26 protein-coding genes are annotated in these 23873 nt (G+C 65.9%); 9 read left to right on the top strand and 17 right to left on the bottom strand.

All coding sequences use genetic code 11. The features are described 5' to 3' along the window. Window positions 1-11 precede the first annotated feature (11 nt). Genes sdhA through sdhC form a run of 3 tightly spaced genes read right to left on the bottom strand, consistent with a single transcriptional unit; the run spans window position 12 to window position 2649 of the window. A complete protein-coding gene (gene sdhA, locus FPZ24_RS01550; protein ID WP_146569399.1) occupies window positions 12-1814 on the bottom strand; it encodes a succinate dehydrogenase flavoprotein subunit in 1803 nt (600 codons plus the stop codon). Continuing rightward, on the bottom strand, window positions 1814-2218 hold the full coding sequence (gene sdhD, locus FPZ24_RS01545; protein ID WP_146569398.1) for a succinate dehydrogenase, hydrophobic membrane anchor protein: 405 nt from the start codon (window positions 2216-2218) through the stop codon (window positions 1814-1816). Before sdhD ends, sdhA begins: the two co-directional genes overlap by 1 nt. Further along, the gene (gene sdhC, locus FPZ24_RS01540; RefSeq protein ID WP_240047567.1) at window positions 2218-2649 is read right to left on the bottom strand and encodes a succinate dehydrogenase, cytochrome b556 subunit; all 432 of its coding nucleotides are present in this window, start codon (window positions 2647-2649) and stop codon (window positions 2218-2220) included. The genes sdhD and sdhC overlap by 1 nt, the downstream gene beginning before the upstream one ends. A gap of 189 nt (window positions 2650-2838) precedes the next feature. On the opposite strand from sdhC, the gene FPZ24_RS01535 reads away from it, so the two are divergent. The 4 genes from FPZ24_RS01535 to FPZ24_RS01520 all read left to right on the top strand — a co-directional run bounded on the left by FPZ24_RS01535 (window position 2839) and on the right by FPZ24_RS01520 (window position 7329). After that, window positions 2839-4164: a methyl-accepting chemotaxis protein gene (locus FPZ24_RS01535; protein ID WP_186729170.1), complete on the top strand. Its 1326-nt coding sequence runs from the start codon at window positions 2839-2841 to the stop codon at window positions 4162-4164. Between the two features lie 16 nt (window positions 4165-4180). Continuing rightward, window positions 4181-5545 (top strand): methyl-accepting chemotaxis protein, encoded by a 1365-nt coding sequence (locus tag FPZ24_RS01530; protein WP_146569397.1) that lies wholly within the window; start codon window positions 4181-4183, stop codon window positions 5543-5545. Window positions 5546-5642: 97 nt separating this feature from the next. Further along, window positions 5643-6341, top strand: coding sequence for an SDR family NAD(P)-dependent oxidoreductase (locus FPZ24_RS01525; RefSeq protein ID WP_146569396.1), 699 nt, complete (start codon window positions 5643-5645; stop codon window positions 6339-6341). Window positions 6342-6357: 16 nt separating this feature from the next. Continuing rightward, window positions 6358-7329, top strand: a complete 972-nt coding sequence (locus FPZ24_RS01520) for a 50S ribosomal protein L11 methyltransferase (protein ID WP_240047566.1) — start codon at window positions 6358-6360, stop codon at window positions 7327-7329. Here FPZ24_RS01520 and phhA read toward each other — a convergent pair. Then, on the bottom strand, window positions 7326-8192 hold the full coding sequence (gene phhA / locus FPZ24_RS01515; RefSeq protein ID WP_146569394.1) for a phenylalanine 4-monooxygenase: 867 nt from the start codon (window positions 8190-8192) through the stop codon (window positions 7326-7328). The genes FPZ24_RS01520 and phhA overlap by 4 nt on opposite strands. A gap of 47 nt (window positions 8193-8239) precedes the next feature. On the opposite strand from phhA, the gene FPZ24_RS01510 reads away from it, so the two are divergent. The 3 genes from FPZ24_RS01510 (at window position 8240) to FPZ24_RS01500 (ending at window position 10576) form a co-directional block, all read left to right on the top strand. Further along, window positions 8240-8887 (top strand): TIGR02117 family protein, encoded by a 648-nt coding sequence (locus tag FPZ24_RS01510; RefSeq protein ID WP_240047564.1) that lies wholly within the window; start codon window positions 8240-8242, stop codon window positions 8885-8887. 154 nt (window positions 8888-9041) lie between these two features. Continuing rightward, window positions 9042-9782 (top strand): PEPxxWA-CTERM sorting domain-containing protein, encoded by a 741-nt coding sequence (locus FPZ24_RS01505; RefSeq protein ID WP_240047563.1) that lies wholly within the window; start codon window positions 9042-9044, stop codon window positions 9780-9782. Between the two features lie 83 nt (window positions 9783-9865). Continuing rightward, window positions 9866-10576 (top strand): esterase/lipase family protein, encoded by a 711-nt coding sequence (locus tag FPZ24_RS01500; protein WP_186728969.1) that lies wholly within the window; start codon window positions 9866-9868, stop codon window positions 10574-10576. Window positions 10577-10660: 84 nt separating this feature from the next. Here FPZ24_RS01500 and FPZ24_RS01495 read toward each other — a convergent pair whose 3' ends face one another. The 11 genes from FPZ24_RS01495 to FPZ24_RS01445 all read right to left on the bottom strand — a co-directional run bounded on the left by FPZ24_RS01495 (window position 10661) and on the right by FPZ24_RS01445 (window position 21283). Next, window positions 10661-10945: a hypothetical protein gene (locus tag FPZ24_RS01495; RefSeq protein ID WP_186728967.1), complete on the bottom strand. Its 285-nt coding sequence runs from the start codon at window positions 10943-10945 to the stop codon at window positions 10661-10663. An 11-nt stretch (window positions 10946-10956) separates the two neighbouring features. Next, window positions 10957-12030 (bottom strand): glycerophosphodiester phosphodiesterase, encoded by a 1074-nt coding sequence (locus tag FPZ24_RS01490; protein WP_146569392.1) that lies wholly within the window; start codon window positions 12028-12030, stop codon window positions 10957-10959. Then, entirely contained in the window at window positions 12027-14042 is a 2016-nt protein-coding gene (locus tag FPZ24_RS01485) for an acetyl-CoA carboxylase biotin carboxylase subunit (protein ID WP_146569391.1), read from the bottom strand. The genes FPZ24_RS01490 and FPZ24_RS01485 overlap by 4 nt, the downstream gene beginning before the upstream one ends. 241 nt (window positions 14043-14283) lie before the next feature. After that, window positions 14284-15270, bottom strand: coding sequence for a biotin synthase BioB (gene bioB / locus FPZ24_RS01480; protein ID WP_186728965.1), 987 nt, complete (start codon window positions 15268-15270; stop codon window positions 14284-14286). A gap of 4 nt (window positions 15271-15274) precedes the next feature. Next, window positions 15275-15538, bottom strand: coding sequence for a DUF2442 domain-containing protein (locus tag FPZ24_RS01475; RefSeq protein ID WP_146569389.1), 264 nt, complete (start codon window positions 15536-15538; stop codon window positions 15275-15277). Further along, window positions 15522-15755: a DUF4160 domain-containing protein gene (locus tag FPZ24_RS01470; protein WP_146569388.1), complete on the bottom strand. Its 234-nt coding sequence runs from the start codon at window positions 15753-15755 to the stop codon at window positions 15522-15524. Before FPZ24_RS01470 ends, FPZ24_RS01475 begins: the two co-directional genes overlap by 17 nt. Before the next feature lies 1 nt (window position 15756). Beyond that, window positions 15757-17895: a methylmalonyl-CoA mutase gene (gene scpA / locus FPZ24_RS01465; protein ID WP_146569387.1), complete on the bottom strand. Its 2139-nt coding sequence runs from the start codon at window positions 17893-17895 to the stop codon at window positions 15757-15759. A 35-nt stretch (window positions 17896-17930) separates the two neighbouring features. Next, a complete protein-coding gene (locus tag FPZ24_RS01460) occupies window positions 17931-18713 on the bottom strand; it encodes an enoyl-CoA hydratase-related protein (protein ID WP_146569386.1) in 783 nt (260 codons plus the stop codon). 10 nt (window positions 18714-18723) lie between these two features. After that, window positions 18724-19143 carry a methylmalonyl-CoA epimerase gene (mce, locus tag FPZ24_RS01455; RefSeq protein WP_146574068.1) on the bottom strand — a complete coding sequence of 140 codons (420 nt, stop codon included), beginning with the start codon at window positions 19141-19143 and terminating at the stop codon, window positions 18724-18726. Next, window positions 19140-19694: a hypothetical protein gene (locus tag FPZ24_RS01450; protein ID WP_146569385.1), complete on the bottom strand. Its 555-nt coding sequence runs from the start codon at window positions 19692-19694 to the stop codon at window positions 19140-19142. The genes mce and FPZ24_RS01450 overlap by 4 nt, the downstream gene beginning before the upstream one ends. A 62-nt stretch (window positions 19695-19756) precedes the next feature. Further along, entirely contained in the window at window positions 19757-21283 is a 1527-nt protein-coding gene (locus FPZ24_RS01445) for an acyl-CoA carboxylase subunit beta (RefSeq protein WP_146569384.1), read from the bottom strand. Between the two features lie 155 nt (window positions 21284-21438). On the opposite strand from FPZ24_RS01445, the gene FPZ24_RS01440 reads away from it, so the two are divergent. Further along, entirely contained in the window at window positions 21439-21768 is a 330-nt protein-coding gene (locus tag FPZ24_RS01440) for a hypothetical protein (RefSeq protein WP_146569383.1), read from the top strand. Between the two features lie 3 nt (window positions 21769-21771). Here the strand turns inward: FPZ24_RS01440 and FPZ24_RS01435 are convergent, their stop codons facing one another. After that, window positions 21772-22851, bottom strand: a complete 1080-nt coding sequence (locus FPZ24_RS01435; RefSeq protein ID WP_240047562.1) for a cell wall hydrolase — start codon at window positions 22849-22851, stop codon at window positions 21772-21774. A gap of 183 nt (window positions 22852-23034) precedes the next feature. Here FPZ24_RS01435 and FPZ24_RS01430 point away from each other — a divergent pair, with 183 nt between their 5' ends. Further along, window positions 23035-23436, top strand: coding sequence for an MAPEG family protein (locus FPZ24_RS01430; RefSeq protein WP_146569382.1), 402 nt, complete (start codon window positions 23035-23037; stop codon window positions 23434-23436). Window positions 23437-23443: 7 nt separating this feature from the next. Here the strand turns inward: FPZ24_RS01430 and clpS are convergent, their stop codons facing one another. Beyond that, window positions 23444-23800, bottom strand: coding sequence for an ATP-dependent Clp protease adapter ClpS (gene clpS, locus FPZ24_RS01425; protein WP_146569381.1), 357 nt, complete (start codon window positions 23798-23800; stop codon window positions 23444-23446). Between the last annotated feature and the right edge of the window lie 73 nt (window positions 23801-23873).

Raw genomic sequence — 23873 nt, 5'->3', positions numbered from 1 at the left:
CGGTGCCTCGATCAGTAAACTCGCTTTTTCGGCTTGATATATTCGACGTCGTCGGTGAGCGTGTAGTCGTGCACCGGGCGGTAATCGAGCGTGACGCTCCCGCCCTTGCCGCCCCAGCCGTCGAACGTCGCGATCGTGTGCTTCATGAAGTTCTTGTCGTCGCGCTCGGGATAGTCCTCGTGCATGTGCGCGCCGCGGCTCTCTTTCCGATTGGCCGCGCCGCGGATCGTGACGACCGCCTGGCACAGCAGATTGTCGAGCTCGAGCGTCTCGATCAGGTCGGTGTTCCAAATCAACGAACGGTCGGTGATGCCGACATCGCCGAGCGACTTGTACACCGCGTCCATGTGCGCGACGCCTTCGTCGAGCAGCGCGGTGTCGCGGAACACCGCGCAATGCTTCTGCATCGTGCGCTGCATGTCGTTGCGGATCTGCGCGGTCGGCGCCGCACCCTTGGCATTGCGGAAATGGTCGAGCCGGGCGATCGCCGCGTCGTCGGCGGCGGTCACCACCGTACCGTGCTTGGTATTGGGCTTCAGGATTTCGGCGATCCGCTTGCCGGTCGCGCGGCCGAAGACGACGAGGTCGATCAGGCTGTTCGACCCAAGGCGATTGGCACCGTGGACCGACACGCACGCCGCTTCGCCGACCGCGAACAGGCCGGGGACGACCGCGTCGGGATCGCCGTCCTTCAAATGGACGACCTCGCCGTGATAGTTGGTCGGGATGCCGCCCATATTGTAGTGGACGGTCGGCGTGACCGGCAGCGGCTGGCGCGTCAGATCGACGCCGGCGAAGATCTTCCCCGTCTCGGTGATGCCGGGCAGACGCTCGTGCAGCACCTTGGGATCGATGTGATCGAGGTGGAGGTAGATGTAATCCTTGTTCGGTCCGACACCGCGGCCTTCGCGGATTTCCGCCGCCATCGACCGTGACACGACGTCGCGCGACGCCAGGTCCTTCGCCGACGGAGCGTAGCGTTCCATGAACCGCTCGCCCTCGGAATTGGTGAGGTACCCGCCCTCGCCGCGCGCGCCCTCGGTGATCAGCACGCCGGCGCCGTAGATGCCGGTCGGGTGGAACTGGACGAACTCCATGTCCTGCAGCGGCAGGCCCGCGCGCAGCACCATCCCGCCGCCGTCGCCGGTGCAGGTATGCGCACTGGTCGCGGAGAAATAGCAGCGGCCGTAGCCGCCCGTCGCGAGCACGGTCGCGTGGCTGCGGAAACGATGGATGCTGCCGTCTTCCATGCAGAGCGCGATGACGCCCTTGCACTCGCCGTCCTCCATGATGAGGTCGAGCGCGAAATATTCGATGTAGAAATCGGCGTCGAAGCGCAGGCTCTGCTGATAGAGTGCGTGGAGCATCGCATGCCCCGTACGGTCGGCCGCGGCGCAGGTGCGCTGCGCGGGCGGCCCTTCGCCCATATTCTGCATCATGCCGCCGAACGGACGCTGATAGATCTTGCCTGCGTCGGTGCGGCTGAACGGCACGCCGGCATGTTCGAGTTCGTAGACCGCGGCGGGCGCTTCGCGGACCATGTATTCGATCGCGTCCTGGTCGCCGAGCCAGTCCGACCCCTTGACGGTGTCGTACATGTGCCAGGTCCAATGGTCCGGCCCCATATTGCCGAGGCTGGCGGCGATGCCGCCCTGCGCCGCGACGGTATGGCTACGGGTCGGGAACACCTTGGTGATGCACGCGGTCTTGAGGCCGCTCTGCGCGCATTCCTGGACCGCGCGGAGGCCCGATCCGCCCGCGCCGACCACCACCGCGTCATAGGTGTGGTCGATGATCTTGTACGTGTCGCTCATCAGCCTGCTGCCGGCCCCGCTGCCGCGACCGTGACCAACGCCGCCTTCAGGATCGAGAAGATCGCCGTCACCGCGATGATCGCCAGGAAATATTCGGCGACGAGCAGCCACAGCACGCGGCCCTCGTCATCCTGATAATCCTCGATCAGCACCTGCAGCCCCAGCCGCGCGTGCCAGCAGGTCGAAATGACCAGCATGATCAGCGGCACCGCGACCCAGGCCGAGGCGATCCAGTTGTGGATGCTGCCATAGTCGAACCCGCCGAGGCGCGTCAGCGAGATCATGAACCAGGCGAGGAAGAACAGGTTCGACCCCGCGGTAACGCGCTGGCGCCACCAGTGATGCGCGCCTTCCTGCGCGCTGCCGAGACCGCGGACGCGGCCGAGTTCGGTGCCGTCGCCCATTACTTCGCTACCCCGAGAATGACGTCCTTGAGCAGGATGCCCCAGAACAGGATGGTGAGGACGAGCGCGCCGACGAAGGTCAGGATCGCGCCGGTCTTGTTGGTCTTGAGCTCGTACCCCGCGCCGGTGTCGAGCACGAAATGGCGGATGCCGCTCATCATGTGCTGGAACAGCGAGAAGGTCAGCCCGACCCCGATGATGTAGCCCAGAATGTTCCAGCTCGGGCCGGTGAACCAGGACAGGAAATAGTCGTAGCTTTCCTTGCCCGCCGCCAGCGCCGCCAGCCACCAGGTGAACAGCAGCCCGCCGACGATCGCCAGGCCGTCGCCGGTGATGCGATGGACGATCGAGGTCAGCATGGCGGGACCCATGCGATAATGGCCGAGATGCGGCGAGATCGGACGCTCTGGTTTGGGCGGTGTGGTGGCCAAGAAAAATACCCCTGCAAGGATGCGTGCGCCCTCTTACCCCTCAGCGTGAGTGATGCAAGCCGTCGCCGTTTCCTAACCAGTCTTTAACCAAGAGCGGGGTAGCCCTTGGCGGTAAATTGTCGCGTCGCCGTCAGACGTTAGCCGGAGCATTCGATCTTGAGCACCACCGACCTGCCCCCGTCCGACTCGATGGCCGCGAAGGTCCGCCTGTCCGAACGGCTACGCATCTTCGATTTCGACGGATCGCTGGCCAGCGCCAGTCACGACGTGTGGAGCGTGATCGAGCCCGACGCGCACGCCATTTCCGAAGCCTATTGGCAGCAGTGGCTGCGGTGCTTCGCCGACGATCGCGTCTGGGCGCCGCACGAGACCGCCAAGATGATCGACCTCGGCGTCGATTTCCTTCGCCTGCGTTTCCTCAAGACCAGCGAACGCGGCTGGGTCGAATCGATCGCGCGTTCGGTCGCCGCCGCTTATGCCGGCAAGGTCGAGCCTGAGGCGCTGCTCTCGATGATCAATGCCAGCGATCGCGCCGCGCTCGACAGCCTGATGCGCCGCGTCGATCGCGACGACGCCAAGCTGCCGACGATGATCGATACCTTGCTCCGTCTCTCGGCGATGGAAGGCGACATCACCGTCGCGCTGTACAACGGCTATGTCGAGCATGCCGCGCAGACCGCGCGCGAAGCGCTCGCCGCCGAATTCCGCGACGGCATCGCCAAGGTCGTCGAACGCTCGAGCCAGGAAAGCCATGCGTTGCGCGACCAGTCGGTCCGCACCTCCACCTCCGCGCGCGGCATGATCGGCAAGACCAGCGAAGTCGCCGCCGCCGCCGAGCAGTCCGCGGTCGCGATGCGCGAAGCCGCCCAGACCGCGGCCGGCCTGATCCGCGCGATCGAGGACGCCCGTACCGAAGTCGAAGCCGCCGCCGAAATCGCCAATCGCGCCAGTTCGCAGGCGGGCCAGGCCGTCGGCATGTCCGAAGCTCTGTCCGACCACGCCAAGTCAATCGAATCGATCCTTGGCCTGATCCGCGACATTGCCGGCCAGACCAATTTGCTCGCGCTCAACGCCACGATCGAAGCGGCGCGTGCCGGTGACGCCGGCCGCGGCTTCGCGGTCGTCGCGCAGGAAGTGAAAAGCCTCGCCAACCAGACCGCGCGCGCGACCGACGACATCGCCGCCAAGATCGCGGCTATCCAGTCGGCCACCCGTTCGACCGTTGATACCAATGCGTCGATCAAATCGACCGTCACAGAAGTCCAGGAATCGGCCAACCGCATTCGCTTCGCGATGGAGGCCCAGGCGCAGACCGTGACGGCGATCACCGCGGCGGTCGATGAGACCGCGCTCGCCGCGGATTCGATGTCGAACACAATCGCAACCATTCGCGAGGATACCGAAGCGGTGGCGACCGAAATCGACAGCGTCGGTCGCGGCTTCGATTCGCTCGACGGACAGCTCGGCCATCTCAAGGCCAGCGCCAGCGATTTCGTGGTCAAGGTAGCGGCGTAATTCCCGGAGGGGGACGATGAGCGAGCAACGGCCGATAACCTGGCCACAGGAATTGGAAGACGCGCTGCGGCGTGATTTGCCCGCGTTCGACTGGGACGGGCAGATCGGCCCGCTGACGGCCGAGATCACGCCGATCGTTGCACCGCATTACCGCCGCGTCTGCGAAATCTTCTGGCGGCATTATCTCGCGCATCCCGGCACCGCGCACGTCCGCGCCTATTACACGCCGGAGCAGCTCGCGCAGGAAATCGAGACCAGCACCGCGTACATGCGCGCCAAGTTCGAGCATCCGATGGGGCGCGAATGGATGGAAATGGCGTGCACCAATGCGCGCAATTCGGATCGCGCCGGCGTGTCGCTCGCGCCACTGCTCGCCGCGCTGACGGCGTGCTATCAGGAAACGCTGATCATCCTCGCCGACGCGTGCGGCACCGATACGGCGCGTCTGGCGCGCTATGCCGACGCTCTGCAGCGGCTGTCGTTCGTCGAAGTCCATCTGTTGACCAGCTACGTTTCGCAACTGATCGAGCACCGGTCGCGCAAGGCGCGGCAAGCGAGTTCGGAGAAATTCCGCGAATCGATCGCCGGGTCGATCGGCGCCGCCGCCGAACTCGGCACACGGATTCGCGCGCAGGCCGGCCGGACCTCCGCGTCGGCCAAGGGCATGATCGGCAAGACATCCGAAGTCGCCGCCGCCGCCGAGCAATCGGCGGTCGCGATGCGCGAAGCCGCACAGACCGCGGCGGGCCTGATCCGCGCGATCGAGGACGCCCGTACCGAGGTCGAAGCGGCGGCCGATATCGCCAACCGCGCATCGAGCCAGGCTGGCCAGGCGGTCGGCATGTCGGAAGCGCTCAGCGACCACGCCAAGTCGATCGAATCGATCCTGGGCCTGATCCGCGACATTGCGGGCCAGACCAATTTGCTCGCGCTCAACGCCACGATCGAAGCGGCGCGAGCGGGCGATGCCGGCCGCGGCTTCGCGGTCGTCGCGCAGGAAGTGAAGAGCCTCGCCAACCAGACCGCGCGTGCCACCGACGACATCGCCGCCAAGATCGCGGCGATCCAGTCGGCCACGCGCTCCACGGTCGATACCAGCGCATCGATCAAGACGACCGTCGCCGAGGTCGAGGAATCCGCCGCGCGCATCCGGCTCGCGATGGAAGCACAGGCGCAGACCGTCACCGCGATCACCGCCGCCGTCGATGAAACCGCGCTCGCCGCGGATTCGATGTCGCACACGATCGCGACGATCCGCGAGGACACCGAGAACGTCGCGCGCGAGATGGGCGTGCTGGCCGACGATGTCGGCGACGTCGACGATCGGCTCGGCGGATTGAAGGGCGCGGCCGACGATTTCTCGGTTGGTGTGGCGGCGTAGTTGTCATCCCAGCGAAAGCTGGGATCTCAAGCCTAATCGCGTGACCTCACGAGACCCCAGCTTTCGCTGGGGCGACGGTTGGGGTTATGAGTCGCGCATGACCAACATTCTCCTGACCGGCAGCAGCCGCGGTATCGGCGCGGCGATCGCGACGAGCCTGTCCGCGACCCCCGACGTCACCTTCGCCGGCCACGGCACCGCGAGCGGCATCCCCGCCGATTTCGCCGACCCGGCTGGCCCGCGCGCATTGTGGGACACGGCGATCGAGAAGCTCGGCAGCATCGACGTACTCATCAACAATGCCGGCGTGTTCGAGGCCAATCCGATCGACCTCGACGACGCCGAATGGGTGGCGGGTTGGGAACGCACGATGCGGATCAACCTGACCGCGAGCGCCGAATTGTGCCGCTTCGCGATCCGGCATTGGCAGGAGCGCGGAGTCGGCGGGCGCATCGTCAACGTCGCCAGCCGCGCCGCCTATCGCGGGGACTCGCCCGCGCATTGGCACTACGCCGCCTCCAAGGCCGGAATGGTCGCGATGACCAAGAGCATCGCGCGCGGCTATGCGGCGCAGGGCGTGCTCGCCTTCGCGGTGTGTCCCGGCTTCACGATGACGGGCATGGCGGAGGACTATCTGGCGAGCCGCGGCGGCGACAAACTGCTCGCCGACATCCCGCTCGGCAAGGTCGCCGATCCCGAGGAAGTCGCCAACGCCGTCTGCTATCTCGCGCTGACCGCGCCGCCGTCGATGACTGGGGCAGTGATCGACGTGAACGGGGCCAGCTATGTCCGCTGAGCGTCCGCCAGCAAAAGTGGGAACCGGTTTTGCGTCCGGCGGCGCGACCACGGATAACGTCGATTCCTGGAAAACGTCGTTTCCCTGCACCCGCGCCGAGGCCGAGGCGATCGACGCGGGGGAAATCGCGATCGACGCGGTGCTGATGACGACCGAGGAGATCGAAGACGACCGCGAGCGCTGGCGGCTCGATGCTTACACCGAGACGGAGCCCGACGCCGCGATGATCGCGGCATTCCGCGCGCTGGTGCCGAGCGCGGCCGCGGTGGCACCGGTGATCGAGGCGCTGACCGCCGAGGACTGGGTCGCGATGAGCCAGGAGGGTCTGGAGCCGATCGCCGAAGGCCGCTTCGTCGTTCACACCAGCGCGCATCCGGTCAGCCCTCCCGCCGGCGGCCGCGCGTTCCTGATCGACGCCGGCCGGGCGTTCGGGACGGGGCATCATGCGACGACGTCGGGCTGCCTCAAGGCGCTCGACGCGATGGCGGCACGCGATTTCGCCTCCATCATCGACATCGGCACCGGCACCGGCCTGCTCGCCTTCGCCGCCGCGCATTTGTGGCCCGAGGCGCGGATCGTCGCGACCGATATCGACCCGGCAGCGATCGACGTGACGCGCGAGAACATGACGGCAAACGGGATCGCCGGGATCGACCTTATCGTTGCCGACGGCGCGCTCGATCCCGCGATTACCGCTGGGGCGCCCTACGACCTCGTGATCGCCAACGTGCTGGCCGGGCCGTTGGTGTCGATGGCGCCCGAACTCGCCGCGATCGCCGCGCCGCGCGCGACGATCCTGCTTGCCGGCCTGCTCGAAACGCAGCGCGCGCAAGTTGTGGATGCCTATTCTGTCTGCGGCTGCACGCTGACCGGTGCGGAGATACGTGGCGACTGGACGATCCTCACGCTGACCGCCGGTGCCGAACGTTACGTCCCGACCAAGCCAATCGACCCCAAGGGGCGCGACGGCTGGGCGCTCGATATCTAGGCTTTCGAGCGCGCGTAGTCCTGCGTGCCGTGAGTGATCACGTCGTCGCCCGTCACGATCTCCGCCACCGGAATGTCGGGCTGCGCCTTCTGTTCATCGTACAGCGGGGCGAAGTCGGTTTCGACGGTCACCCGGAGCAGTTCGTCGAAGCTCGGAATGACGAAGTAATTCTGCTGGAAATCGTCGATCCGATATTCGGTGCGCATCACCCGCGCCAAGTCGAACCCGATCCGGTTGGGGCTGGGATCGTCGAGCGCGAAGCGGCTTTCGGCATAGCTCGACACGATACCCGACCCGTAGATCCGCAAGCCCTCCGGTTCGGCGATCAGGCCGAATTCGACCGTGTACCAGTAAAGCCGGCCGAGATACTTCAGCGCCTCCATCCCCATCGCGCGCTGGCCGCCCTTGCCGTATGCTTCGAGATAATCGGCGAACACCGGGTCGGCGAGCATCGGGACGTGCCCGAAGACGTCGTGGAAGACGTCGGGTTCCTGGAGATAATCGAGCTGATCGGGCCGGCGGATGAAATTGCCCGCGACGAAGCGGCGGTTCGCCATGTGATCGAAGAACACGTCGTCGGGAACGAGGCCCGGCACCGCCACGACCTGCCACCCGGTCAGCGCCATCAGGCGGTCGCTGAGTTCCTCGAAATCGGGAATGCCGGGCTTGGACAATTTGAGCACGTCGAGCCCGCGCAGATACGCTTCCGATGCACGGCCGGGCAGCAATTTCGCCTGGCGCGCGAATAGGGTGTCCCACGTCGCATGTTCTTGCGCCGTGTAGTGCGACCAGTCCTGCGGGATCGTCCAATCGGGCGAGGCGCCGGGCGGCGGGGAATCGAGAACGTGCGTATCGGTTGCCATTGAAACCATCTATCACGGACGACGTGGCGAGCGAAATCGGATTGCGCGTGCGACGTTGGCTGGGGCGGATCGCGACGGGGCTGATGGGAATCGTGCTCGCTTATGCGGCGACGGGCATGATCGGCGGCAGCATTCCCGCCAACGCGGCATGGGTCCAGCCGGCCGAGGGCATCCGCATCTTTATCGAGGATAACGGTATCCATACCGGGATCGTCATGCCGGTGTCGGCGGCGGGCGTGGAGTGGCGCGGCACGTTCCCGGCGAGCGACCTGTCCGACCCGCGCTACGCGAATTTCGATCATGTCGCGGTCGGCTGGGGCGAGCGCGCTTTCTACATCGAGACGCCGACCTGGAGCGATCTCAACCTGGCCGTGGTGGGTCGCGCGGCGATCGGCAGCAACCGCACGGTGCTGCATGTCGAGCATGTCCCGGCCCCCGCCACCGGCACCGCGGTGCGCGCGATCGTGCTGACGCCGGACCAGTATCGCCGCCTCGCCGCGTTCGTTCGCGAGACGCTTGGCCCGCGCGGCAAGATCGCGGGCGGCTACGGCCCGGACGACGCATTCTACGACGCGCGCGGCACGTACAGCGCGGTCGTCACCTGCAACGAATGGACCGGCCGCGCGCTGCGCCATGCCGGGGTGCGCGTCGGCGCGTGGACGCCGTTCCCGGTCACCGTGATGGGATGGTTCTGACACCCCGCGCGAAACGTCCCGTTTCGGGACCATCAGGTCGTCTTACCATTTACCTAATGCTGCGTTCATCATAGACTGTTTCCCGGAGAATCAGCTGTATCACGGCCATCCGATTCAGTCGGGGTCATATGATACTGCAATAAGGGGAGTATCGATGAAGCATCTTCTGGCCGCAGCGACGTTCGCGGCAGTGTTCGCGGCAATGCCGGCGGGCGCGCAGGTCGTCTACACCAACGATTTCGACGGCGGTGCAACCACCGGGCCGGGCGTCGGTGTCACCATCGACAATGGCGGCGATACGCGGGGCGCGACGACCGGCACGTGGAACGCCAATGGCTGGAAGAACAACTTCCTGATCAACACGTCGGTCAACCCGATCACGACGACCGAATTCTCGTTCACGGGACTGGGATCGCACACGTCGGTATCGCTCGGCGGCGTGCTCGGCCTGCTCGATAGCTGGGATTCGACCAACGGCAGCCCGGCGCCCGATCTGCTCGAAGTGCTGATCAACGGCAGCGTCGTCGCGACGTTGACCGCCAACAACGCCAGCGGCTCGGTCGTCGACGCGCAGGGCGGCAACGTGATCGCCCTGTATCAGCAGGTCGATACCAACCAGTTCTACAGCGACACGCTGGTCGATTTCACCGGCTCATCCTGGGCGACGTTCGCGCATACCGGGTCGAACCTGACCGTCGGGTTCCGTGCGGCGGGCGGCGGTTGGCAGGGCGGCAGCGATGAAAGCTGGGGCCTCGACAATTTCAGCGTCACGCTGAACGGCAACGCCAACGGCGCGGTACCCGAGCCGGCGACGTGGGCGATGATGGTGATGGGCTTCGGCGCGGTCGGCGGTGCCCTGCGCAGCCGTCGCAAGGCGACGCTCCGCTACGCCTGATCGCGGTGGAATGTTTCAGGAAGGGGCGCGGCTCGACAGAGCGGCGCCCTTTTCTTTGCGCGCACCGCGTGGAGAATGCGTGAATGAACGCCCCCTCTCCCACGAACCTCGGTCCACCCTCCAAGGCGCAATGGGCCGCCGAATTCCCCCGCATGCTCGGCACGATCGCCAGCATCCCCAAGGCCTGGCCCGAATTGATGAAGGCGCCGCCGGGTGACGGCCGGCCGATCATGCTGTTGCCCGGCCTGGTCAATTCGGACCGATCGAACATCGTCATGAAGCGCTATCTGACCGCGCTCGGCTATCGCGTCGAGGGGTGGAAGCTCGGCCGCAACACCGGCGCGCGCGCGATCGGCGGCGAGGGCGAGAAACTGCTCGCGCGGTTGCGGCAGTATCACGACGATGCAGGGCAGCCGGTGACGCTGATCGGCGTGAGTCTGGGCGGGATCATCGCGCGGTTCGCGGCGCATCGCGAGCCTGCGCTGGTCCGTGAAGTCATCACCGTCAGTTCGCCTTTCGCCGGCGATCCGCGCGCAACCAACGTCTGGCGCGCGTTCGAATGGCTGTCGGGCGAGAAGATCGACAGCCCCGACGTGATGGCGCGCCGCGAAGAGATCGCCGCGCCGCTACCGGTCCCCGCCACCGCGATCTGGAGTGCGAGCGACGGCTTGGTCAACGGCGCGATCTGTCACGACGACCATGCCCGGTCGATCGAGATCGTCAGCAGCCATATGGGCGTCCAGATGCACCCCGCGACGCTCCGCGCAATCGCCGAGGTGCTGGGCGGGAATTGAGGCCTCGTGCTCCTGCGAAAGCAGGAGCCTAAGCCGCAAGCACACCGTTCTTGGCTCTGGGTTCCTGCTTTCGCAGGAACACGGCTAGCGGTTCCGCCGCGCCTCGTCCGCGCGATAGCCGTCATACGGCCCGCAATTGGCGGGGTCCTTGTTGCAGGCCTTTTGCCAGGCGCGACGCTCGCGGCCTTCGCGTTCCTCGGCCTTGCGCATCTTCTTGCCGTAGTTGCGATCGGCCTCCGACTGGCTGGTCGTCGTCCAGTCCACCGCCTTGCCCGCGACCCGGACCGGCGCGGTCACGACGCTGCCCACGGTGGAGAGACACCCGCCGCTCAGCAGCGGCAACAGGGTGACGATGGCGAACTTACGCATACACATCCGATCTACTTGCCGGCGCGGAAAGCCTCGCGCGCGGTCGCGCCAATTAGCGGAAAATCGGTGAAAAATCCATCAATCCCCGCCGCAAGCTGGCGTCGGATCGCCGTATCCACGTCGCCATGACCCTTGGGATCGGCACCGCGCTTGAGGCTGGCGGGGAGGAAGAAATTCTCGGCGCGGAAGGTCCAGACATGGACGCGCAGGCCAGCCTTGTGCGCATCGGCGACCAAGGTCGTCGGCGTGCCTTCACCCGTATCGACCATGTCCTTGTTCGGCCCGATCCCCCAGGCATAGGCCGCGACCGCCCTCAGGCCCTCGGGCGTGATCATCGCCGCATAGCTCGGCGTCGCATTGTCGGCGGGGCCGCCGCTCGAGTCCATCAGCTGGATCAGACGATTCTTGGTCAGCGTATGGAGCAGCTTGAGGTTGTTCACCTCGAAGCTCTGGATGAACACCGGCGCGTCGGCCGAATCCCAGCCCGCCGCCTTCAGCTCGGCGACCAGATGCTTTTCCATCGGCAGGCCGATCGACGCGAAATAGGTCGGGTGCTTGGTTTCGGGATAGATGCCGATCGTGCGGCCCAATTCCTGCGACCGTTTCTTCGCCAGCGCGATCACCTCGGCCAGTGTCGGGATCGTGTAGAGGCCGTCATATTTCGCATTGTCGGGACGCAGTTGCGGCAGGCGTTCCTTCGCGCGCAGCGTCTTCAGTTCGGCGAGCGTGAAATCCTCGGTGAACCAGCCGGTATGCGCGACGCCGTCGATCGTCTTGGTCGTCTTGCGGCCAGCGAATTCGGGATGGTCGGCGACGTCGGTGGTGCCGGTAATGTCGTTCTCGTGCCGCGCGACGAAGACATTGTCCTTGGTCAGCACCAAATCGGGTTCGATAAAATCGGCGCCCTCGTCGATCGCGAGTTCGTAGCTCGCCAGCGTGTGCTCGGGTCTTTCGCCGCTCGCGCCGCGGTGACCGATGACGATGGGGGGTGAGAGCGATGCCATGCGCGTACTCTGCCCTGCCACGCCCGGCGACGCCAGCGCGATGGCGAGCGCCGCGATCGCGAAGGCGCGCAACGCGGTCATTCGAGTTCCAGGATGACCTGATCGACCGCCAGGCTGTCGCCGGCCTTGGCCTCTACCGACTTGACCGTCGCGGCCTTCTCCGCGCGCAGGATGTTCTCCATCTTCATCGCCTCGACCACCGCGAGCGGCTGGCCCGGCTGGACTTCGTCGCCGACGCCGACGTCGAGCCGCACGAGCAAGCCCGGCATCGGCGCGATGAGGAACTTGGAAAGATCGGGCGGGACCTTCTCGATCAAGTGATGCGCGAACGCGGCGACACCAGTCGGCAATACCCGCGCGACATGGCTGGCACCGCGCGCGGTCAGCTTGAAGCCGGTGCGCGTGCGGGCGATGCGAACGGTCAGGTCGCTATCGGCCAGTTCGGCGTTCACGACTCGGTCGCCCGGAGTGTACTCAAGCGCAATCGCGTGCGCCGCGCCATCGACCGTCACGCCGTCGGTCGAAATCGACACGTCGTGATCCACCCCGTCGATCCGCACCGTCCAGGCCGAGGGCGGGCGCAAGCGCTTGCCGAGCTGGCCGTCGATTCGCCGCGCGCGGTCTGCCTCCGCCGTCGCGGCAAAGGCGGCGATCGCGGCGAGCGACTTCAGCAATTCGGACGATGCCGGTGCGCCGTGGAAGCCTTCCGGATATTCTTCGGCGATGAATCCGGTCGTCAGCGCGCCGTCGCGGAAGCGTGGGTGCTGCATGAGTGCCGACAGGAAATCGAGATTGTTGCCGGGTCCGTCGATCTCGAAGGCATCGAGCGCGGCGATCTGCTCATCGATTGCCGCCTCGCGGGTCGGCGCCCAGGTGATCAGCTTGGCGATCATCGGGTCGTAGAACATCGACACCTCGCCGCCCTCGGCGACACCGTCATCGACGCGGACGTAAGCCTCCGTCGCCGCCTGGCCATAGGGTGTGTCCTCGCTCGCAGGTGGGTCGTAGCGGACGAGGCGACCGATGCTGGGCAGGAACCCGCGATACGGGTCCTCCGCATAGACGCGGTTCTCGATCGCCCAGCCGTCGAGCTGCACCTGATCCTGCGTCAGCGGCAATTTCTCGCCCGCCGCGACGCGGATCATCAGTTCGACCAGATCGAGCCCGGTGATCGCCTCGGTCACCGGATGCTCGACCTGCAGCCGGGTGTTCATTTCGAGGAAGTAGAAGCCCTGGCCGGTGGTGTCCGCGCCCGACACGATCAGCTCGACCGTGCCAGCGGAATAGTATCCGACCGCCCGGGCCAGCGCGACGGCCTGCTCACCCATCGCCTTGCGCATCGCCGGCGTGACGAACGGCGACGGCGCTTCCTCGACGACCTTCTGGTGGCGGCGCTGCACCGAGCATTCGCGCTCGCCGAGGTAGAGGATGTTGCCGTGCTGGTCGCCCATCACCTGGATTTCGATGTGGCGCGGGCTTTCGATGAACTTCTCGATGAACACGCGATCGTCGCCGAACGACGCGAGGCCCTCGCGCTTGGTCGCCTCGAACCCTTCGCGGACGTCCTGCTCGCTATAGGCCAGCCGCATGCCCTTGCCGCCGCCGCCGGCACTGGCCTTCATCATCACCGGATAGCCGATGTCGCCGGCGATCCTGACCGCTTCGTCGGTGTCGGCGATCTCGCCCAGGAAGCCGGGGACGACGTTGACGCCCGCGGCCTTGGCCAGCTTTTTCGATTCGATCTTGTCGCCCATCGCGGCGATGGCGTTGGGCGGCGGGCCGACGAACGCGATCCCGGCGTCGGCACATGCGCGCGCGAAACTCTCGCGCTCCGACAGAAAACCGTAGCCCGGATGGATGCAGTCAGCCCCGGTGATCTTGGCCGCGTCGAGGATCAGTTCGGCGAGCAGGTAGCTCTCACCCGCCGGCGGCGGCCCGAGCCGCACCGCTTCGTCGGCCATCAGCACGTGCGGGCTGCGCGCGTCGGCGTCGGAATAGACCGCGACCGTCGCAAGTCCCATCTTCTTGGCGGTGCGCATCACGCGGCACGCAATCTCGCCGCGATTGGCGACCAGGATTTTCTTGAACATCAACGTCTCTTTACGAAAGATCTCAGGAGCGTCCCGAGAAGCAGGATCAGCGCGAAAATTATGGTGACGGTCGTGGCGCTGCGAAGCGCGATATCGTTCGCCACAGCAACACATTCCGTACGTGGCGGCTCATTGACAGGACAAATGGCCGATCCTCGCACGACGGCGAACGCGATTACCGCCAGAACCGCACACGCGATCGAACATTCGACGATTGAGGGACCGCGGAAGACGGGCTTTTCGCTCACACCGCCTCCACAACGCGCTGCTCCGCCGCCATCGGTGCCAGCCCGAGCTTCGCGAACAAAGCAGCGTCCTTGTCCTCGCCGGCATTGCCCGCGGTCAGCAGCTTGTCGCCGGTGAAGATCGAATTCGCGCCTGCCAGGAAGCACAATGCCTGCGTCGCGTCGCTCATGCTTTCGCGGCCCGCGCTCAGTCGCACCATGCTCCCCGGCATCGTGATCCGCGCGACCGCGACCGTGCGGACGAACTCGATATCGTCAATTTTCGCAAGCGGCGTGTCGGCGAGCATGTCGCCCAGCACCGTCCCCTTGACCGGCACCAAGGCGTTGATCGGCACGCTCTCCGGATGCACCGGCAGGCTGGCCAGCGCGTGGATGAACCCGACACGGTCGCTCCGCGTCTCGCCCATACCTACGATCCCGCCGCAGCACACGTTGATCCCGGCGTCGCGGACATTCTCCAGCGTCTCGATCCGCTCATCGAACGACCGCGTCGAAATGACGTTGGCGTAATTCTCCGGCGAGGTGTCGATATTATGGTTGTAGTAATCGAGCCCAGCCTCGCCCAGCGCCGCCGCCTGGCCCGGCGTCAGCATGCCGAGCGTCATGCAGGTTTCCATCCCCATCTGGCGCACGCCGCGTACCATCTCCGCCAGCGCGGGGATGTCCTTATCCTTGGGATTGCGCCACGCCGCCCCCATGCAAAAGCGCGTCGAGCCGTTGTCGCGCGCCTGCGCCGCCGCCTGCAGCACCGCGCGGACGTCCATCAATTTGGTCGCCTTTAGGCCCGTCTCATGGTGCGACGATTGCGAGCAATAGCCGCAATCCTCGGGACAGCCGCCGGTCTTGATCGACAGGAGGGTCGACAGCTGAACCTCGTTCGCCGCGTGATGCTGGCGATGCACCTCGGCCGCGCGGAACACGAGTTCGGTGAAAGGCAGGTCGAAGAGTTTCGCGATGTCGTCGCGCGTCCAGTCGTTGCGAGTCACGTACTTAAGCTGCTTTCGCCGGGGCTGGCGCGCCACGCAGCAAGCCCTCGGTGCTCAAATCCTCGTCGATTTCCGGCCAATGGATACCGTAGCCTGCGCCTGCTTTCTCCCACTTGGCACGTTGCGCAGACGTCGCCTTCGACAGGCGCGGATACCACGTCAACGGCACCGAGATCGTGCGGCCGTCCATCAAATCGACGATTAGGCTGGCATCGTCGAAACGGACGTCGAGCACGCGCTCATCGGTCACCTTAGCCGAAATATTCATACCATGCCTCCAGCAGTTGTTCGCGATGTGCTTCGACCACGGCGACGATGCCACCAATCTCATGCGCGCGAAAGCCGCGGCTCTTTGCGACTTCGATGCCGTCGAGCCAGACCTTGATCGTCGCCTCACCGCGATCGACGTGAATATGCGGCGGTTCGTTGGGTTCGTGGCTGTAGAAATAGAGTCGGAATGCGCCGATCCTGAGCACCGTCGGCATGTTATTCCGCCGCCTCGCTTTCGGGCGGCATGTTGTGACCGAGCAGCCGCAATACGTCTTCCGCTGCCTTGATCAGGTTGGTGCCAGGGCCGAAAATCGCCTGGACCCCGGCGTCGTGCAGGAAGTCGTAATCCTGCGCCGGGATCACACCGCCGGCGATGACCTTGATGTCGGCGCGGCCGGCGTCGCGCAGATGGCCGATCAGTTCGGGAATCAGCGTCTTGTGCCCGGCGGCAAGGCTGGACGCGCCGACCACGTCGACGTCGCTTTCGAGCGCGAGGACGGCGGCTTCCCGTGGCGTCTGGAACAGCGGGCCCGGGACCACCTCGAAGCCAAGATCGCCGAACATGCTGCTCACCAGATTGGCGCCGCGATCATGGCCGTCCTGGCCCATCTTGGCGACGAGCATGCGCGGCTTGCGGCCCAGCCGGCGCTCGGTCGCAGCGACGCCGGCGACGAGATTGTCCCAGCGCGCGTCGTTCTCGTACGCGCCGCCGTAGATGCCTTTCACCGGAGTCGGCACCGTCGCGTAGCGGCCGAAGCCTGCCTCCATCGCCGACGAGATTTCGCCGAGCGTGGCGCGCTGACGGGCGCAGTCGACCGCGAGCTCCAACAGGTTCGCCTTGCCCGCCGCGCCGGCTTTCAATGCCTCCAGCGCCGCCTGGCACGCCGCCTCGTCACGGCCCACCTTGACCTTGCGGATGCGCGCGATCTGCGCTTCTCGAACGGCGTGGTTGTCAACGTCGAGGATGTCGATCGGGTCCTCGTCGGCCTTGCGGTATTTGTTGACGCCGACGATCACGTCCTCGCCGCGATCGACCCGCGCGGCGCGCGCGGCGGACGCTTCCTCGATCATCGCCTTGGGCCAGCCCGCCGCGACCGCTTTCGCCATGCCGCCCTCGCGCTCGACCCGCTCGATGATCTCCCACGCGCCGTCGACCAGTTGCTCGGTCAGGCTCTCGACATAATAGGAACCGCCCAGGGGATCGACGACCTTGGTCATCCCGGTCTCTTCCTGGATGACGATCTGCGTGTTGCGCGCGATCCGGGCGGAGAAATCGGTCGGCAGCGCGATGGCTTCGTCGAGCGCGTTGGTGTGAAGGCTCTGCGTACCTCCCAGCATCGCCGCCATCGCCTCGATCGTCGTACGCATGACGTTGTTGTACGGGTCTTGCTCGGTGAGGCTGACGCCCGACGTCTGGCAATGCGTGCGCAGCATCTTGCTGCGCTCGTCCTGCGCGCCGAGCTGCGTCATCACGCGATGCCACAGCACGCGCGCCGCGCGCAGCTTCGCGACTTCCATGAAGAAGTTCATGCCGATCGCGAAGAAGAAGGAGAGTCGCCCGGCGAACTTGTCGATGTCGAGCCCGGAGGCGACGCCGTATTTCACATATTCCATGCCGTCGGCGATGGTGAAGGCGAGCTCCTGGAGCTGCGTCGCCCCCGCTTCCTGCATGTGATAGCCGCTGATCGAGATCGAGTTGAACTTCGGCATGTTGGCGCTGGTGAAGGCGAAGATGTCCGAGATGATCCGCATGCTCGGTTCGGGCGGATAGATATACGTGTTGCGGACCATGAACTCCTTGAGGATGTCGTTCTGGATGGTCCCGTCGAGCTGCGCCATCGGCACGCCCTGTTCCTCGCCCGCGACGATGAAGAAGGCGAGGATCGGGATCACCGCACCGTTCATCGTCATCGACACCGACATCTGATCGAGCGGGATACCGTCGAACAGGATCTTCATGTCGTCGATCGTGTCGATCGCGACCCCCGCCTTGCCGACGTCGCCAGTCACGCGCGGATGGTCGCTGTCGTAACCGCGGTGGGTCGCCAGGTCGAACGCGACGGAGAGGCCTTTCTGCCCCGCCGCCAGGTTGCGGCGATAGAAGGCGTTGGAGGCTTCGGCGGTCGAGAAGCCCGCATATTGGCGGATCGTCCACGGCCTCCCGGCGTACATCGATGCCCGCACACCGCGGGTGAACGGCGCGAAGCCCGGCAGGCCGGGATCGGTCGTGACATCGGCAGCTGTGTAGAGCGGCTTGACGTCGATCCCCTCGGGCGTCCGCCACGTCAGGTCAGCGCCCTTCACTTCCTTCGCAGCGAGCGTTTGCCAGTCGTCCAAAGTCGGCTTGTCAGTCATCGCAGTGCCTTACGCCCGGCCGCACGCAAACGCCACTATGCCCCCTTAAACGCCGCCTTACGCTTCTGGAGGAACGCCATGCCGCCCTCCATCGAGTCCGATGTACCGCGCGCGGCGCGCTGGTTCTCGGCCTCGCGCTCCATCGCCGACGCATAGCCGGCCTCGAACGCATGGTTGAGCCCGCGCTTCATCAGCCCCAGCGCGACGGTCGGCCCCGCCGCCAGTCGCTCCGCCAGCGCGAACGCTTCGGCATCGAGCGCCTCGTCCGCCACCACGCGATGGATCATGCCCCACTCCAGCGCCTTCGTCGCCGGCACGCGCTCGCCCAGCATCATCATCTCGGTCGCGCGCGCCTTGCCGATCAGGCGGGGCAGCATCCAGCTGGCGCCGCCGTCGGGGACCAGCCCGATATTGACGAACGCCTGAAGGAAATAGGCGGCCTCGCTCGCGACGCAGAAGTCGGCACCCAGCGCCAGGCTGCACCCGATCCCGGCCGCCGGCCCGCGCACGGCGCTGACCACCGGCACGCCGAGATCCGCCAGCGCCGCCATCGTCGGGTTATAGCTCTGCGTGAGCGCGGCGTAGGTCGCGTTGCCGGGATCGTCGCTCCCCAGCGCGCCGCCGCCGACGTCGGCGCCCGAACAGAATGCCCGGCCCGCCCCCGTTACCAGCACCGCACGCGCACCGCCGAGATCGGCGATCGCCGCGCGCAATTCGACGAACATCGCCGGCGGTGCGGCGTTCAGCCGATCGGGCCGGTTGAGCGTGACGACCAGCACGTCGCCGCGACGCTCGGTCAGGATATGCTCGTACGCCATTCGATCCCCCTCAGTGGTCGCCCTTCGGCGTCTCCATGAACTCGGTCAGCACACCGCCCATGTCGCGCGGGTGGACGAAGAAGATCGGCGTGCCGTGCGCCCCGATCCGCGGTTCGCCGAGCACCTTCGCGCCCTTCGCCTCGAACCATGCCTTCGCTTCGTAAATGTCGGGCACCTCGTAACAAACATGATGCTGCCCGCCTGCCGGGTTCTTCGCGATGAACGCAGCGATCGGCGAGCTTGCATCGTACGGCTCGATCAACTCGATCTGCGTGTTGGGCGTGTCGATGAAGCACACCTTCACCCCCTGCGCGGGCAGATCGAACGGCTCGCCGATCGCGGTCGCGCCCATCATGTCGCGCCAATAGGGGATGGCGTCGGCGATCGATGGCGTCGCCACCCCGACATGGTTGAGCCGGCCGAGCTTCACTTCGCGGCGGGCGTCGGGGCGGGCTGCGGCGCGCGGACCGGCGGCGTGCCGAGCGTGTAGCCGCATGCCGCGAGCACCTTCGTGATCGGCGCGGCCGAGGGCGGGCCGGCGAAGGTCGCGTTGACCGCGACACCCGCCGCCGTCGTCGTGGCCAGCTTGATCGCCTTGCTCGTCGCCAGCGCGGCGGTGATCGTCGTCACCGCCATGTCGTCGCGAATGAACGCGCCCTTTTCGACGAACTCCCAATTGGCGCCCATCGGCGTGCCGCCGTCAATCGTCAGCGTCACCGGCCGGTCGGGCGGGCCGCCAAGCGCGGTTTTGCTGAGGAATTGAACCGACACGACCTGCTGCGCGCCCGAATCGCATTTGACCACCAGTCGTCCGCTGCCGTCGCTGGCCGGGGCGCTGACGACGGTGGTCGTCATCGCCGGATCGGTCTTGGGTCGCACGACGACGGTCCAGGGCGCGACCGGGGCAGCAGCAGGCGCGGGTGCGGGTGCAGGGGCCGGGGCGGCTGCGGTCTGAAGCAGTAGCGAGAGGATGGAGATCATGGCCGACCTTTCGGGTTGGAGTATCGGTGTTCTAGCCGGTCAACGCGCGCCGGCAAAGTTCGTCACAGCGGGATATTGTCGTGCTTCTTCCACGGATTCTCGAGTTGCTTACCGCGTAGCTTGCGCAGGCCCAACGCGATGCGGCGGCGAGTCGAGTGCGGTTGGATCACCTCGTCGATGAAGCCCTTGCTCGCCGCCACGAACGGGTTGGCGAAGCGGGCTTCGTACTCGGCGGTTCGTTCGGCGATTTCCTCGGGCGTACGCCCACGGAAGATAATCTCGACCGCGCCCTTCGCGCCCATCACCGCGATCTCGGCGGTCGGCCAGGCATAGTTCAAGTCGCCGCGCAGATGCTTCGACGCCATGACGTCATACGCCCCGCCATAGGCCTTGCGGGTGATGACGGTAATCTTGGGAACCGTCGCTTCGGCGTAAGCGAATAGCAGCTTCGCGCCGTGTTTGATGATGCCGTTATGCTCCTGCGCGGTGCCGGGCAGGAAGCCGGGGACATCGACGAAGGTCACGATCGGAATCTCGAACGCGTCGCAGAAGCGGACGAAGCGCGCGGCCTTTTTCGAGGAGTTGATGTCGAGCACCCCGGCCAGCACCATCGGCTGGTTCGCGACCACGCCGACCGTCCTGCCCTCGATCCGCCCGAAGCCGACGATGATGTTGCCGGCATGGCCCGGTTGCACTTCGAAGAAATCGCCTTCGTCTACCGTCTTCCGAATCAGCTCGTGCATGTCGTATGGCTGGTTCGCCGATGCCGGGATCAGCGTGTCGAGGCTGTTCTCGATGCGATCCCACGGATCCGCGGTCGGGCGCTCGGGCACCGATTCGCGGTTCGATGCCGGCAGAAAATCGACGAAGTCGCGCGCGGCGAGCAGCGCTTCGATATCGTCGTTGAAGGCATTGTCGGCGACGCTCGTCTTGGTCGTGTGCGTGACCGCGCCGCCCAGAGCCTCTTGCGTCACGACCTCATTGGTCACCGTTTTCACCACGTCGGGACCCGTGACGAACATGTAGCTCGAATCCTTCACCATGAAGATGAAGTCGGTCATCGCCGGCGAATACACCGCGCCGCCCGCGCACGGCCCCATGATCAGGCTGATTTGCGGCACGACGCCCGATGCCAGCACGTTGCGCTGAAACACTTCGGCATAGCCGCCGAGCGACGCGACGCCTTCCTGGATGCGCGCGCCGCCGGAGTCGTTCAAGCCGATGACCGGCGCCCCGATCTTCATCGCCAGGTCCATGACCTTGCAGATCTTCTGCGCATGGCGCTCGGACAGCGATCCGCCGAACACGGTGAAATCCTGGCTGAACACGCAGACCAGCCGGCCGTTGATCGTGCCGGTTCCGGTGACCACGCCGTCGCCGGGAATGACCGTGTCCTGCATTCCGAAATCGACGCAGTTATGCTCGACGAACATGTCGAGTTCCTCGAACGATCCTTCGTCGAGCAAGACGCTGAGCCGCTCGCGCGCGGTCAGCTTCCCCTTGGCGTGTTGCGCGGCGATGCGTTTTTCGCCGCCGCCCAGCTTGGCGGCTTCGCGGCGACGGGCGAGTTCTGCGATGGTCGATGACATGGAACGGGCTTTTTGGCCTTTTCGAAGATGAACGCAACTCTCAGCCTGGCGACCGGTTGCGACATATTGGCACGACCGGCGACACAGATCGGCGACACGTCGATCCCAGATTGCTCCTCGACCGGACGTATCGGTCGCCACAAGGAGTACGGACCATGAAGAAGCTGACTGTTATACTGGCGGGCCTGGGCATGGCCGCCGCCACCCTCCCCTCGGTCGCCAGCGCGGCGCCGTGGACCAGTATTTCGCAGCGCCAGGCGAACCTGAGCCAGCGGATCGATCAGGGTGTGCGTTCGGGCGCTCTCGACCGCCGCGAGGCGTTCCAGCTGAAGAGCCAGCTGCGCGACGTCGTCGGGCTCGAATATCGCTACGCCCGGTCGGGCGGCCGCATCGACATGCGCGAGCGCGCCGACCTCGACCGCCGCTACGACGCGATCAGCGCGCAGGTGAAGTTCGAAAAGCACGACCGCCAGCATCGCTGGTAATCGTTAGACGATGCGAGAAGGGGCCGGTCCACCGGCCCCTTTTTGCTGCCTAGCGCAGGGGCTTTCCCGAGAATCCTTCCAGCGGTCGAGGATCTGCGAGTCGCCGGGCAGGTTGTCGATCTTCGCCACGCTGACGTCCTGATATTTCGGCTGGATCGCCGAGACCTCGGTTTTCGCGACCGGCGCAGCGCCAGGGATCAGCGGCGTCGTGCCGGTCGCGAAACTGGTGGGAGGTATCAGCGGTAACGTCGGATCGATCTTGCGATACGGGCCGGGCATCGGCTCGCCGCCGCGGTAGCGCGCGTTGCTGAACGCCGCCGCGGTGCCCCAATAGCCCTTCCAGCGGTGGAAGAAGTGCGCCCCGATAGCATCGGTCATCACCAGCGCGCGGTTCCACGCCGGGGTGACGGCATAGGTATGGTAATGCGTCGCGAGCCCGACCGCGCCCATCACATAGCCGTTGAGCGCCGCCGCCGCGATCCGCGTCGCGCGTGCCATGCCGGCAGCTGACCGCGGTCGCGCCATCGCGCCGTCGCAGGCATAGCTGAACTGGCAACCGGTCGCGCGTTCGGAGCCTTGATAGATCACGCCGCACACGGTGCTGGGGAAGGCCGGGTGCCGCACGCGGTTGAGGATGACCTGCGCGACGGCGCGCTGGCCGTCGTCGCTTTCCGAGGCCGCCTCGTAATAGATCGCGGTCGACAGGCAATCGAGCGCCCGCCCGCGGTCGAGCGCGCTGGCACCCGCCATCGAGAAGGGCTGCGCCGGCTTCACGGTACCGTCGAGGTCGGGGGTCAGCACGGCGTTGGTCGGGATCGCGAGTGCGCTGATGTCGATCGTACCGGTCGTACCGGTGGTCGGCGCGGCATCCTCTTCGGCGACGTACAACGCGGCGGCGCCCGGGAAATGATCCTCGCTCTCGTACCCGATCGGTGGGAGCGGCGGCGCGGGCGCGGCGACGGGCGGCGAATAATACGCAACCACCGCTGCCTTGGCCGAGACGGCGAGCACGGGCAGCCCGATCAGTAATGCGAACAACGCCGCGCGGCTGTTCCGGATCGTCGATGTGCGCCAGTTGGTCATCACTGCCCCAGCCGGACCCGTCCGGCGCGTGAGCGCCTAGCGCAAAAACCCTAACGGATCGCCGCCGATTTTCGCCGTGTCCCGAGGCGAAACGATTGATGGTTAAGGCAAGATTTGCGCGCGCCGCCGCCGCCATGACATACTCTTCCAAGAGCGCACGCGCGCCAACCGGGGAGGAACGTCATGATGCAGTATAGCTGGACCGCGATCGTCACGATCGTCGCATTGCTGGTCTATATCGGATTGGGCCTGCAGGTCGCCAAGGCACGCGGCACATCGGGCATCGAGGCGCCCGCGATGACCGGGCATCCGGTGCTCGAGCGCGCGGTCCGCGTCCACATCAACACACTGGAATGGCTGCCGATATTCCTGACGGCGCTGTGGCTCTTCGCGATCTACTGGAACCAGAAGGTCGCGGCGGGGCTGGGCGTCGTCTGGATCGTCGGGCGTTTGCTCTATTCGAGCGGCTACATGGCCGACCCGTCCAAGCGCAGCACCGGGTTCCTGATCCAGGCGCTGACGACGCTGGTGCTCTTGCTCGGTGCGTTGGGGAAGATCGTCTATACGATGGCGGTAAGCGCCTGAGCCTCGGTCACGCTTTCTCGAGAGTACACTGCAGCGGATGCTGGTTCTGTCGGGCGAAGTCCATCACCTGGCTGACCTTGGTCTCCGCCACTTCGTAGGTGAACACACCGCACACGCCCACGCCCTTCTGGTGGACGTGGAACATCACCCGCGTCGCCTCCTCCACCGACATGCGGAAGAATTGCTGAAGGCACAGGACGACGAATTCCATCGGCGTGTAGTCGTCGTTGAGCATCAGCACGCGGTATGGCGTCGGCTGCTTGGTCTTGGTGCGCGTGCGCGTCGCAACGCCGACACCGGTGCCTTCGTCGTCACCGGGCCGTTCGGGCGGCAGAGCCATATTGATGGTCGAAAAGTCGTGCATGACGGATGCGGAAATATGGCATTGCGGCCGTCAAGGGCAAGGGGTGACCGCCGCATTAACCCCGCTTTTCGGG

The organism is Sphingomonas panacisoli, assembly GCF_007859635.1.
GTDB classification, from domain to species: Bacteria; Pseudomonadota; Alphaproteobacteria; order Sphingomonadales; family Sphingomonadaceae; genus Sphingomonas; species Sphingomonas panacisoli.
This window is presented reverse-complemented; position numbering and strand designations above follow the sequence as displayed.